General features: G+C 31.9%; 15 protein-coding genes. 13 read left to right on the forward strand and 2 right to left on the reverse strand.

Annotated features, from left to right (window positions below):
* Window positions 1-101: 101 nt before the first annotated feature.
* The 8 genes from zwf (at window position 102) to COC46_RS12715 (ending at window position 8,243) form a co-directional block, all read left to right on the forward strand.
* The gene (gene zwf / locus COC46_RS12680) at window positions 102-1,613 is read left to right on the forward strand and encodes a glucose-6-phosphate dehydrogenase (RefSeq protein WP_098810084.1); all 1,512 of its coding nucleotides are present in this window, start codon (window positions 102-104) and stop codon (window positions 1,611-1,613) included.
* Window positions 1,614-1,616: 3 nt separating this feature from the next.
* On the forward strand, window positions 1,617-3,608 hold the full coding sequence (gene tkt / locus COC46_RS12685) for a transketolase (protein ID WP_369700050.1): 1,992 nt from the start codon (window positions 1,617-1,619) through the stop codon (window positions 3,606-3,608).
* Window positions 3,609-3,700: 92 nt separating this feature from the next.
* On the forward strand, window positions 3,701-4,594 hold the full coding sequence (gene gnd, locus COC46_RS12690) for a phosphogluconate dehydrogenase (NAD(+)-dependent, decarboxylating) (protein WP_098810086.1): 894 nt from the start codon (window positions 3,701-3,703) through the stop codon (window positions 4,592-4,594).
* Between the two features lie 48 nt (window positions 4,595-4,642).
* Window positions 4,643-5,308, forward strand: a complete 666-nt coding sequence (fsa, locus tag COC46_RS12695) for a fructose-6-phosphate aldolase (protein ID WP_088072603.1) — start codon at window positions 4,643-4,645, stop codon at window positions 5,306-5,308.
* A 113-nt stretch (window positions 5,309-5,421) separates the two neighbouring features.
* Window positions 5,422-6,483: a lactonase family protein gene (locus COC46_RS12700; protein ID WP_098810087.1), complete on the forward strand. Its 1,062-nt coding sequence runs from the start codon at window positions 5,422-5,424 to the stop codon at window positions 6,481-6,483.
* Between the two features lie 21 nt (window positions 6,484-6,504).
* The gene (locus COC46_RS12705; RefSeq protein WP_098810088.1) at window positions 6,505-6,819 is read left to right on the forward strand and encodes an iron-sulfur cluster biosynthesis family protein; all 315 of its coding nucleotides are present in this window, start codon (window positions 6,505-6,507) and stop codon (window positions 6,817-6,819) included.
* A 242-nt stretch (window positions 6,820-7,061) separates the two neighbouring features.
* Window positions 7,062-7,595 carry a hypothetical protein gene (locus tag COC46_RS12710; protein WP_098810089.1) on the forward strand — a complete coding sequence of 178 codons (534 nt, stop codon included), beginning with the start codon at window positions 7,062-7,064 and terminating at the stop codon, window positions 7,593-7,595.
* A 294-nt stretch (window positions 7,596-7,889) separates the two neighbouring features.
* Window positions 7,890-8,243 (forward strand): hypothetical protein, encoded by a 354-nt coding sequence (locus tag COC46_RS12715; protein ID WP_098810090.1) that lies wholly within the window; start codon window positions 7,890-7,892, stop codon window positions 8,241-8,243.
* 83 nt (window positions 8,244-8,326) lie between these two features.
* Here the strand turns inward: COC46_RS12715 and pssA are convergent, their stop codons facing one another.
* Window positions 8,327-8,818 carry a CDP-diacylglycerol--serine O-phosphatidyltransferase gene (gene pssA / locus COC46_RS12720; protein ID WP_098810091.1) on the reverse strand — a complete coding sequence of 164 codons (492 nt, stop codon included), beginning with the start codon at window positions 8,816-8,818 and terminating at the stop codon, window positions 8,327-8,329.
* A gap of 257 nt (window positions 8,819-9,075) precedes the next feature.
* Here pssA and COC46_RS12725 point away from each other — a divergent pair, with 257 nt between their 5' ends.
* The 5 genes from COC46_RS12725 to COC46_RS12740 all read left to right on the forward strand — a co-directional run bounded on the left by COC46_RS12725 (window position 9,076) and on the right by COC46_RS12740 (window position 10,847).
* Window positions 9,076-9,360: a hypothetical protein gene (locus tag COC46_RS12725; RefSeq protein WP_098810092.1), complete on the forward strand. Its 285-nt coding sequence runs from the start codon at window positions 9,076-9,078 to the stop codon at window positions 9,358-9,360.
* Window positions 9,361-9,533: 173 nt separating this feature from the next.
* Window positions 9,534-9,866, forward strand: coding sequence for a hypothetical protein (locus COC46_RS12730; RefSeq protein WP_098810093.1), 333 nt, complete (start codon window positions 9,534-9,536; stop codon window positions 9,864-9,866).
* A 173-nt stretch (window positions 9,867-10,039) separates the two neighbouring features.
* Window positions 10,040-10,207 carry a hypothetical protein gene (locus COC46_RS22200; protein WP_176545141.1) on the forward strand — a complete coding sequence of 56 codons (168 nt, stop codon included), beginning with the start codon at window positions 10,040-10,042 and terminating at the stop codon, window positions 10,205-10,207.
* 109 nt (window positions 10,208-10,316) lie between these two features.
* On the forward strand, window positions 10,317-10,616 hold the full coding sequence (locus COC46_RS12735; RefSeq protein WP_098810094.1) for a hypothetical protein: 300 nt from the start codon (window positions 10,317-10,319) through the stop codon (window positions 10,614-10,616).
* 42 nt (window positions 10,617-10,658) lie between these two features.
* Window positions 10,659-10,847 carry a DUF6440 family protein gene (locus COC46_RS12740; protein WP_098810095.1) on the forward strand — a complete coding sequence of 63 codons (189 nt, stop codon included), beginning with the start codon at window positions 10,659-10,661 and terminating at the stop codon, window positions 10,845-10,847.
* A gap of 285 nt (window positions 10,848-11,132) precedes the next feature.
* Here COC46_RS12740 and COC46_RS12745 read toward each other — a convergent pair whose 3' ends face one another.
* On the reverse strand, window positions 11,133-11,714 hold the full coding sequence (locus COC46_RS12745; protein WP_098810096.1) for a TetR/AcrR family transcriptional regulator C-terminal domain-containing protein: 582 nt from the start codon (window positions 11,712-11,714) through the stop codon (window positions 11,133-11,135).
* Between the last annotated feature and the right edge of the window lie 209 nt (window positions 11,715-11,923).

Raw genomic sequence — 11,923 nt, forward strand, 5'->3', positions numbered from 1 at the left:
TGAACTAGTATTATCTCGATATAAAAGATAAAGATCGTTTGAAAATATATTTTTATTATCAGAATCACAACTTAAAAGATCGACTTAAGGGGGGTAAGTTAATGGATTCTATGTCATTTGTATTGTTCGGAGCCACTGGCGATTTAGCAAAACGAAAAATTTATCCTGCTTTATATAATTTATATATTGACCAAAAGATGCCTGAGTCTTTTTCAATCATAGGAATTGGTAGGAAAGATTTTTCAGATAACGAATTTCAGAATCAAGTAAAGCAATCACTAATTACTTTTTCAAGACGTTCTTTAGATGATCAAAAAATGGTCCAAGAATTTCTAGATTCAATTCGCTATCAACAACTAGATATCACGAACAAAGAAGGATTCGTTGATTTATTAGATTTAGTAAAAGAAAGAGAGCAGGAATTACAGATTCCTGAAAACCGATTATTTTATTTATCAGTAGCACCTGAATTTTTTGATGTCATTGCATCAAATATTAAGGAAAGTGGTCTTGGTACTACAAAAGGCTGGAAACGTCTAATTATCGAAAAACCTTTTGGACGTGATTTGAAAACAGCAAGAGAGTTAAATGAAAAATTAAGTAAATCTTTTAAAGAAGATGAGATTTTTAGAATTGATCATTATTTAGGTAAACCAATGGTTCAAAACTTAGAAGCATTAGAGTTTGCTAACCCGGTATTACAAGCATTATGGAACAATCAATATATCGCAAACGTTCAAATTACGGCTAGTGAAACAGTCGGAGTTGAAGAACGATCGGGTTATTATGATAAATCTGGAGCAATTCGAGATATGTTCCAAAATCATATGCTTCAAATGTTAATGATGTCAGCGATGCACCTAACTAATCAGAACACTGCAAGTGATGTTAGAGCTGAAAAGAAAAAGGTACTTGAATCGCTTCGACCATTGCTAAAAGAAGAAGTGGCTTCTCATGTAGTTCGAGGTCAATATGGTTCTGGTGAACTGAACGGTAAGAAAGTAGTTGCATATAGACAAGAACCAGGTATCGAGTTTTCTTCACAAAATGATACTTATGTAGCAGCTAGAGTATTGATAGAAAATAATTTTTGGAAGGGAATTCCATTCTATATCCGTACAGGTAAGAGAATGAAAGAAAAATCTACTCGAATCGTATTTGAATTTAAAAGTCCGATTCAAAACCTTTCAAAAAAGAACAAATCAAACAATGGACCAAATTTATTGGTTATTGAAATTAATCCGAATGAAAGAGTTTCCTTCTATTTAAATAGTAAAAACGTAGAAGGCAATATTGAACCTGTAAAAGCTGAGTATTTTGCTAATAACGAAGATCGTCCAGAAGCATATGAGTTATTAGTTTACGATGCATTACGAGGCGATTCGAAATTTTTTGCTCATTGGAATGAAGTAGAATTATCTTGGCAATGGGTTCAACCAATTTTAGAAGCATTTGAAGAAAACTTAGTACCACTTCAAACTTATAAATCCGGTTCGTTTGGCCCAGAAGCTGCTGAACAATTATTAGCAGAAGATGGTTTCAAATGGTGGTTAGATACAGACTTTGTACAAGCAACAGAAAACAATAAAACAGATCTAAAAAGGAGTATTTAAATTATGAGTTCGATTTCTACATTATCAATTAATACAATCCGTACACTTTCAATTGATGCAATCAATCAGGCTAATTCTGGTCATCCTGGTTTACCAATGGGTGCTGCGCCAATGGCATACGCTTTATGGGCAGATCATTTAAAACATAGTCCAAAAAGTTCTAAATGGTTTGACCGTGACCGTTTTGTTTTGTCAGCTGGTCATGGTTCAAGTATGTTATATAGCTTACTACACGTTGCAGGCTATGATGTTTCAATTGAAGATCTTAAAGATTTCCGTAAATTAAATAGTAAAACACCAGGCCATCCTGAATTTGGACACACTGATGGTGTAGAAGCTACTACTGGTCCTCTTGGACAAGGGATTGCTACTGCGGTAGGTATGGCAATGGCTGAAGCTCATTTAGCAGGTAAATTTAACAAAGCAGACCATTCAATTATCGATCACTTCACTTACGCTTTAGTTGGTGATGGCGATTTAATGGAAGGTGTAGCATACGAAGCGATGTCACTTGCTGGTCATATGAAACTTGGTAAGCTAGTAGTTCTGTATGATTCAAACGATATTTCATTAGATGGAACATTAAATCTTTCTTATTCTGAAGATATGAAAAAGAGAGCAGAATCATTTAACTGGCAATATTTAAGAGTAGAAGATGGAAACGATCATGTAGAAATTTCGAAAGCAATCGAATTAGCTAAACAAAATTTAGATCAACCAACAATTATTGAAATCAGAACAATTATTGGATATGGAAGTCCAAAAGTGGCTGGTACAAACAAAGCCCACGGTAACCCATTAGGCCTTGAAGAAGCAAAAGAAACGAAGAAAGCTTATGACTGGAACTACGAGGAAGATTTCTACGTACCAGAAGAAGTAAAATTACATTTCAAAGAATTACAAGAAAAAGGCAGTGAAAAAGAAGCTAGGTGGAATGAATTATTTAATTCTTACCGTGAAGCTTATCCAGCACTAGCTGCTCAACTTGAAAAAGCGATTACTAATGAAGTTTTAATCGATACAAATGATTTATTAACTTTTGACCAAGACAAAGCTATTTCAACACGTGTTGCGAGTGGAGAGGCAATCAATCATTACATTCAATCAGTTCCTGAAATTTTCGGCGGAAGCGCAGATTTATCTCATTCAACAATGACAGATATTAAAGATGAAAGTAAATTTGCTGTAGAATCATATGCTGGACGCAATATTTATTATGGTGTACGTGAGCATGCAATGGGTGCAGCAGCAAATGGTATGGCATTACATGGTGGAGTTAAACCGTTTGTAAGTACATTCTTTGTATTTAATGATTATTTACGTCCATCAATTCGTTTAGCAGCGTTACAAAAATTACCAGTAACTTATGTATTTACACATGATTCTATCGCGGTTGGTGAAGACGGTCCTACACACGAACCAGTTGAACACTTAGCAGCATTACGTGCTATTCCTGGTTTAACAGTAATTCGTCCATCTGATGCAAATGAAACAGCTAATGCTTGGGCATTTGCATTACAAAATACAAAAGGGCCAATTGCTTTAGTATTAAGTCGTCAAAACTTACCAGTATTTGAAGAAACAGCTACTAGATTAGATAATCTTTCAAAAGGTGGATATGTTTTAACAGAAACAAACGATCAACCAGATTTAATCTTAATTGCTACTGGTTCAGAAGTGTCGCTTGCTGTGAACAGTAAAAATGAATTAGAAAAAGAAAACTTATCAGTACGTGTTGTAGCATTGCCAAGTTGGGAATTATTTGATAAACAATCAGACGAATATAAAGAGTCAGTTTTACCATCAAATATGTTAAACCGTGTTTCAATCGAAATGGGTATTTCACTTGGTTGGGAACGCTATGTTGGTTTCAAAGGTAAAAAAATCTCAATAGAGACCTTTGGAGCATCTGGTACAGGAAATGAAGTGATGGAATTATTTGGTTTTTGTACGAACAATGTAGTAAATATTAGTAAAGCTTTATTAAATTCTTAATCAAAAGATTTTTAATTGATTTTTATATCATAAAAATTTTAACTTAGAGAAAAACATTAATAGTACAGAAGATATTTTGGGAGGATAACATAATGAAAGTCGGCTTAGTTGGTTTAGGTAAAATGGGTCTTAATTTAGGTCAAAATTTAATGGATCATAATCATGAAGTAGTAGCATTTGATTTAAATACTGCTGCAGTAGAAGAAATGAAAGGCTTTGGTGCGATCGGTACTTCAAGTTTAGAAGATTTAGTTAAAAATCTTGATACACCAAGAGTACTTTGGATTATGGTACCACATGGTGTGGTTGATTCTGTTATTAATGATGTTAAACCATTCTTATCAGAAGGCGATATCATAATTGAAGCAGGAAACTCACACTATAAAGAGTCTATTAGACGTTATAATGAACTAAAAGAACATGGTATCCGATTCATGGATGCTGGTACTTCTGGCGGCATGGAAGGCGCACGTAATGGTGCATGTTACATGGTTGGTGGTGACCAAGAAGCTTGGGATATCGTAGAACCAATTTTTAAAGATACTTCAGTAGAAAATGGTTACTTATATGCTGGTAAAATTGGTAGTGGACATTTCTTAAAAATGGTTCATAATGGTATCGAATACGGTATGATGGCTGCAATTGGTGAAGGATTTGAAGTATTAGAGAAAAGTGACTTTGATTATGATTATGAAAAAGTTGCAAAAGTATGGAACAATGGTTCAGTCATTCGTTCTTGGTTAATGGAATTAACTGAAAATGCATTCTCTAAAGATGCAAAACTTGATGAAATTAGAGGTGTAATGCATTCATCTGGTGAAGGTAAATGGACAATTGAAACTGCTTTAGATCTTCAAGCTGCTACACCAGTAATCGCAATGTCACTACTTATGCGTTACCGTTCATTAGATAATGATACGTTTACAGGTAAAGTTGTTGCGGCTCTTCGTAATGAATTTGGTGGACATGCAGTTGAAAAGAAATAAATAAAGTATACAATAGGAAATATCCCTAAAAATTGGAGGAAATTAGAAATGAAATTTTTTATTGACACAGCTAATGTAGAAGACATTCAAAAAGCTTACAAAATGGGTGTATTATCTGGAGTAACAACAAACCCATCTTTAGTAGCAAAAGAAGGAGTTAAATTCGAAGACCGTATCGAAGAAATTTTAAAATTAGTTCCTGAAGTAGAATCTGTTTCTGCAGAAGTAACGCCAAACGCGGTATCTGCTGAAGAAATGATTGCTGAAGCTGATGAGCTTATTAAAATTAATGGTGGCGATAAAAATATTACAATCAAATTACCAATGACACTTGCTGGTTTAGAAGCTTGCCGCTACTTAACTAAAAAAGGTGTTAAAACAAACGTAACACTAATCTTCACTGTTAACCAAGCTTTATTAGCAGCAAGAGCAGGTGCTACGTATGTATCTCCATTCTTAGGTCGTTTAGACGATATTTCTGAAGATGGCGTTTTATTAGTTGCTAAAATTGCTGAATTATTCCGTGTTCATAACATGGACACTCAAATTATTGCAGCGTCAGTTCGTCACCCTGACCATGTTACTCGAGTAGCATTAGCTGGAGCTCATATTGCAACAATTCCTTACAGTGTAATTGAACAATTATCAAAACACCCTTTAACAGATCAAGGTATTGAGAAATTTGCTGCTGACTGGGCAAAAACAACATTATAATTTTTAAAAGCATATGAATCTTAAATAAGTATAAACCCCCATCTTCATGAAACTTTCTCGTTTTTGAAGTGGGGGTATTTACATAAAAAATAAGGAATAGAGGAGGAATAATAATGAATTCGAATCAAAAATTTGTTGGTTATGTAGGTACATATACAAAAAGTGAAAGTAAAGGTATTTATCAATTTACATTAGATACTGAAATAGATAGAATTACAGATGTTAAACCAGTTGCTGAACTGGGAAATCCGACATATTTAGCTATTAGTGAGGACAATAAAAATTTATATGCTGTAGTAAAAGATGGTAATTTAGGTGGAATCGCTACGTATTCAATCAATGAAAACAGTGGTGAGCTTCAAAAATTAAATGAACAGCTTATTGAAGGCGCTTCACCTTGTCATATTAGCGTTGACAGCCATAAGCAAAATATAGTTACAGCGAATTATCACAAAGGTACAATTGAATTATATAAAATTAATCAAGAGAATGGTTTTGCAAGTGTTGTTAAATCTATTATGCAGCATGAAGGAACAGGTCCAAATAAAGAAAGACAAGAAAAACCACATGCACACTATTCTGGTTATACACTAAATGAAAAATATGTTGTGGCGATTGACCTAGGAATAGATAAATTAGTTACATATAAAATCGAAGGTGATTCGTTAGTTGAAGTAAGTAGTCTTTCTGTTAAGCCTGGAAGCGGACCACGCCATATTACATTCCACCCGAATGGAAAGTTTGCTTATATTATGACTGAACTTAGCTCAGAAGTAATTGCTCTTCAATTTAATGAAGAAGAAGGAAGCTTTAATGAACTTCAGTATATCTCTACAATTCCAAGTGATTTTACTGAAAACAATCAAGGGAGTGCCATCCATATTTCAAGTGATGGACAATTCGTCTATGCAGGAAATCGTGGACATAATAGTATCGCAGTATTTAGTGTAAATCAAGATACTGGAAAACTTGAATTAGTGGAAATCGCTTCAAGTGAAGGGAACTGGCCAAGAGATTTCGTTTTAGATCCTTCTGGAAATTATTTAGTTGGTTCAAATGAAATGTCAGGTAATCTAGTTTTATATTCAAGAAATACAACTACAGGAAAACTAACTGTTATTCAATCAGATGTACAAGTTCCTGAAGCAGTATGCGTCAAGTTCTTAAACGCTTAATAGAATTGGGGAGATTTTAATATGGATTTTAAAATAACAGATGCAGCAAAAGAAATACTTGCAAGCGTAGATCAAAATAAAATACTTCAATTAGAGTTTGACCGTGGAAGCTGTGATGTAGTTAATAACATTTACGAAATTAAAGTTATTAATAAAAGAGAATGCGGTCCAAATGAAAAAATGATTATTGGAGACCAATTTGAATTTATGGTAAATAAAAATTTTGAAGATGTTTATGAAGAGCAACTAGTAATTGATTATGCTGACGGTTCATTTATCTTTAAAAATAGAAATCAAATTTTTAATAATCGTATTGGTTTGACTTATATTAAATAGGATTGATGCAAATCCTTTAAGTTAATCAAGAGAAATTAAATATTTCGATAGTTTAGAGATGTTATTCTTGTATGAATTGGCATCTCTTTTTTTATATCTACTGGTCAAAAATAAAAAGCAATTTGACGGAAAATTTCGCATAATGGATAATAAGATTTTAATATACAAAACCTAAAAAGCGTAACACTTTAATGGAGTATATAAATATGTAACTCGATCAAATTAAGAAAGGAATGAAGAGTATGGAGACCTTTCGATTCGCTACGGAAGATGATTTTGGAGCGTTACTTAGTCTTGATGCAAGCGTATATCCACCCGAGTGGCAAGTGACGATGGATTTTGTAAAAACAGCTTGGGAGCGAAACAATGAGATCTACCGTGTACTAGAAAATGAAGTAGGGATTCAAGGTTTCCTTGCGTTTTTCGGGTTGGATCAGGAAAGTTTTGAAATGTACCTCGTAGGTGAACTCGATGAAAAGGAATTGTGTCATCACATCGTTCCGTACAAAAAAGGTAATCAAGTGTATCTTTATTTGGCCACAATGGTTGTGAACCAACAACATCAAAACAAACGACTGTTCGGGAAACGAATCATACAAGAAATCCAAAAAGAAATCAATCGAGTACGAGCCATTGGTTGCATTGTTCCCGAAATTGGAGCAATCGCTATTACAACCGATGGGAAACGGGTGCTAGATCGTTCAGCGCTTCGAAACTGCGGAGAGTATGCTTCGGACCCATCGTCAACTGTATATCGAGGAAAAGATTTTCAATAACGACTTGAACAACAAAAGTACAAATAATCATTACTACTAGGGAAAATAATAATTCTTTTTAATAGATGATTCTAATAAAACAAGTTTTAGCATAATATAGTGTCACTATTATGGTTACTATTTTATTTCTACTCTTTAAAAACTTTTTCCAAAACTATCAAATTTCAAAATCAATTTCGTATAGGATATGAGGAAGGATACGGGATTAATTGAATTGTTTGTGTTATGATTTAAAATAAAAACATACACTCTTCTTAGTGATGTATATTTTTTACATTTTAGGGGATGAGGGAAATGAAATTTGAGATGCAAAAAGCAAATATGTTGGCTGAGGATCTAAATGATTTTATAAAATTAGTTTATAAAAGCTATGAAAATAGTAAATATACATCGTTTAATAATAAAGATAAAATTTTTCAAATAAAACTATTAATTGAGGAATATAGGTTTCAAGTGTTAGTAGATGAACTGATTAGAATTAATCGGTTTGACTGGGATGAAAAATATACATATTTATTGATTGATAATTTTATAAAAGGTTTAAGCATTATTGATGAATACGTTGAAAATAATTTTAATGAACTTTATCTTTTTACAGCCAAACTTTACACTTTAAAAAACGCAATCAATTCATTTAGTAAAGTATAAATTATTATGATTTTATATATAAATTAAAAATGCTATTTCCTCTAAAAAAGGTAATAGCATTTTCTATTTCGAATATGTATTTGTTAAAGTTTTTTAAATCTGATCGGGCTAACCATTAAGAAAGCTAAAATTAAGGTAATCCATGCATTACTATATAGAAACATACCCATACCAGCTAATGGTAAACCAGCGGCCGGAATAGGTAGTCCCTTAAAATAACCTATTGTTGGCTTTGCACTAAATTTAGCTAATCTTAACGCTCCCATCGTAGGAAAAAGGATGAATGCAAAAGAAGTTAAAATAGACGGTGCTGAAATGGAAAGAAATAAAAGGGCAGGGGCGACTCCGAAACTAACAATATCCGCTAAAGAATCTAATTCTACACCAAATTCACTATTCACTTTTAGTTTTCTTGCAACTCTACCATCAAGTAAATCAAAAATAGCAGCAATAAAAATAAAAATAGAGGCAATGATGACTAATCCACTCATATTGAAAGTGATTGAGAGAACACCACATAATAAATTACAAATTGTAAGTAAATTGGGTATAGATTTTACGATTTGATTATACAAAGTATCCCACCTAGCGATTAATAAATCATACAATAGTATTTTCTATTAATTTATACTTTATTCTTAAATAGATCACATACACATTTTTGAATAGCAATATTACTATACTGGCTAGTGTTATATTTGAATGGTGTTTTCCTTAAACTAAATATCAAATTGTTCGAGAAGAATGAAGACCATTTATAGACTTTTAGAGGGAAAATAAGAATTAAATCGAATAAATTGTAAATGTATTCTAAGTTTGAAGGGGAGAGCACATGGAATCTTTAACATATTTCTATGATCGGTATATAATTGTTGGTGAAGGTCAATTATTTCCTATATTATCAGCGGTAATAGCAGCAATCTTATTTACAATTTCAATGTATTTGTTTACTAAAAATAAATGGGGGAGTATTTTAATTTCACCATTTGCTACCGTATTTTTAACAACTTTTTCACTTAATTACCAACCTCATCTTTATTTTATTCTTTTTTCTTTCATTATTAGCTTTATCGTAATTCAAAGATTAGATTCTAAAATGATGTATGATGAAAATTAATTAATATTTTTTAATAATGGTTTTACACTTGTACATATGAGATTTTTTGGCTAAAAATTAGTGTGCAGTTGATTTTATATGATTAAAAGAAAAAAGAGGAAAATTACCAGATATAGAATATAAATTAAATTGAACTTATTAAAAAAGATATAAGTAATTTATGGAGGCGTAAAATGAAGTCAATATCAGTTTCACTTGGTTCATTATTAGAATTGCTTAGAATTATATTGATTGTTGGGTTACTAGGTGCTTTATTTTCATCAATTTTAACAGAAGTATATGAAGAAATAGGTGTGAATCTTAATAATTCTGGATGGTGGAGTTCTATAGGGATCCTTGTTTTAATATTTGTCTTATATCGAAACAAAATACAATTTAGTGGATGGTATAATGGAAAAGGAAGGGAGAAATTATCTAAAATAGTCACTAGACTTTTAATTTCTTGCTCAACAGTATTAATATTGATGCCGTTAATAATTGAATTAATAAAAAAAGTTTTTCATTAAGATCATTAAATTAGCGTTTAGAATATATATAAAATAAAAAACTAGCAAATGTGTGGGTTAACACTAAAGTCAACTTATAGTCGACTTTTTACTTATCTAGAATCTTCTTTTAATTAGATGAAACTACCATATGTTATGGAACCAATATAATTTTAATTAATGGAGGGATTTAATTGACGTTATTTGGTTATTTATTTTGGGGATTTGTACTTGTTGCAATTGCATTTGGTTTCTTTATGCAAAAAAAATTCGGTACAAAAGCACCAGATAAATCGGAAAGACAAGAATTGCATGAAGAAATTACAAGGCATACACATAATAATGATCGACCTAGATTCTAAATTACTGTCATGTTTACAAATGACAATTTCTTACGCATTTTATAAAAGAAAGTAATATAACAGAGTAGATAGTTCCGTATTTTTTGAACTACTAAGAAAGGAAACAGAAATGAAAAAGATTGATGAATACTTTGAAATAGCAATGGAAGCATGGAGTATGATGCAAAAAACAACAGATGATGAAGGAGCAGAGTGGGCAGAAAGATTTGAACGCTACTTCTATGAATTTATTGATGAGTTAAAAAAGTGGTGGGAATCTCTTGACCCAAAACCGTCCAATATAGAGGATGCTGAAGAGTTGCCTGAAATAAAAAGATGGATGGACCAAATTCCTGGTCCAGTGCAAATTAATTTTTTAACTGAATTAGAGGATATAATTGAAGGATTTGATACAGTACGTTTTGATTAAAGATAAAGATCAAAGCTACTTTGTATGGAGGGGATGATACAAATGTTTGGTAAGGATTCAGAAAATAGATTTAATGTAATCTATAAAGAGGGTAAGTTGTCTGGGATAAAAATATTAGAAGATAAAGAGACCGGTGTACAATACTTATTTAGTTGGGACGGTTATGCTGGAGGTCTAACCCCATTATTAGATAGAGATGGGAAACCGGTTGTTAACTCAAAAAATGTATAATTTCTCGAGTAAGCTACATGATTTATTTAATAAAAGTTAAAGGGCTGAACTTTAATCAGCTCTTTTTTCAATAGTAGATAAGTAGTAAATAAATATTTTTATGGATTTAGAAAGACTATTTTAGAGTGGAATTATTGTATTAAAGTCTAAAAAACTTCTTCAATTTGCCGTTTTTACAGATGAAATATTCGATTCATTTATTTCAAGAATGGATCATAATACTAAATAAAACAGTTTCTTTTATAGTGTAAATTAAAACGTCACATCNNGATGTGACGTTTTAATTTACTCAGTATGTAATCCTGCAAATAACACTCTTAATCCATATCGAAATTGTTCTTCAAAATCAAAACTATAATGATATTGTTCACCAAAAAATGAAGTAAAAGCTGTAATTTCTTCCGGAGTGAACGTGAATTGTTTTGCACGATGTTCGTCCGCTACAAATGATAAGACATAATTGTTAAAAAGGTTACCAGCAACTAAACAGTTTTTATCAGATACACCGTATTTAGTCAAATTTTCTAATGTGAATTTGACTGCTTTTAATCTACTAGGAGTAGTTGGCATTGACTGTGCAAATACCTCAACTGCATCTCTTGTCTTTAATAAAACTCTACGTACTTCAAATGCAAGTGCTGTTAAAGCCTCTTTTGCATCATCAATTTCTTCCGGTAAGACAATTTCATTATTTAAGTGCTCAGCAATTAAATCATACAAAGCCTGTTTATCTTTAATATGCCAATACAATGAGGCAGCTTTGATCTCAAGCTCCTTTGCTAATGTACGCATCGACAAGTTACTAATTCCATCTCGATTTAATATTTCAAGCGATGCCTTTACAATTGCTTCTTTAGTTATAGCCATAAAATCTCTCCAAAAATTTAATAATTTCCATTGACTCTAACAGTGTTAGATGATAATCTAACGATGTTAGGTAACTAACGTTGTTAGATGTTTTTGTTCTCTTATTGTACAAGAAATGGAAACTACTTTAAAGTTGTAGCACTAATTTACACAAACAAATTACTTATTAGTTATAAATTTAAATAATAATCCTTGTTAACAATGATTGA

It is taken from the genome of Bacillus sp. AFS041924 (genome assembly GCF_002577195.1).
Lineage (GTDB): Bacteria > Bacillota > Bacilli > Bacillales > Bacillaceae_G > Gottfriedia.

Coding starts and splice junctions, on each gene's coding strand:
- COC46_RS12730 (WP_098810093.1), top strand. CDS start 9,534: ATGAAGTCAATATCAGTTTCACTTGGTTCATTATTAGAATTGCTTAGA.
- COC46_RS12705 (WP_098810088.1), top strand. CDS start 6,505: ATGGATTTTAAAATAACAGATGCAGCAAAAGAAATACTTGCAAGCGTA.
- COC46_RS12725 (WP_098810092.1), top strand. CDS start 9,076: ATGGAATCTTTAACATATTTCTATGATCGGTATATAATTGTTGGTGAA.
- COC46_RS12715 (WP_098810090.1), top strand. CDS start 7,890: ATGAAATTTGAGATGCAAAAAGCAAATATGTTGGCTGAGGATCTAAAT.
- COC46_RS12700 (WP_098810087.1), top strand. CDS start 5,422: ATGAATTCGAATCAAAAATTTGTTGGTTATGTAGGTACATATACAAAA.
- COC46_RS12740 (WP_098810095.1), top strand. CDS start 10,659: ATGTTTGGTAAGGATTCAGAAAATAGATTTAATGTAATCTATAAAGAG.
- COC46_RS12735 (WP_098810094.1), top strand. CDS start 10,317: ATGAAAAAGATTGATGAATACTTTGAAATAGCAATGGAAGCATGGAGT.
- zwf (WP_098810084.1), top strand. CDS start 102: ATGGATTCTATGTCATTTGTATTGTTCGGAGCCACTGGCGATTTAGCA.
- COC46_RS12710 (WP_098810089.1), top strand. CDS start 7,062: ATGGAGACCTTTCGATTCGCTACGGAAGATGATTTTGGAGCGTTACTT.
- COC46_RS12745 (WP_098810096.1), bottom strand. CDS start 11,714: ATGGCTATAACTAAAGAAGCAATTGTAAAGGCATCGCTTGAAATATTA.
- gnd (WP_098810086.1), top strand. CDS start 3,701: ATGAAAGTCGGCTTAGTTGGTTTAGGTAAAATGGGTCTTAATTTAGGT.
- tkt (WP_369700050.1), top strand. CDS start 1,617: ATGAGTTCGATTTCTACATTATCAATTAATACAATCCGTACACTTTCA.
- fsa (WP_088072603.1), top strand. CDS start 4,643: ATGAAATTTTTTATTGACACAGCTAATGTAGAAGACATTCAAAAAGCT.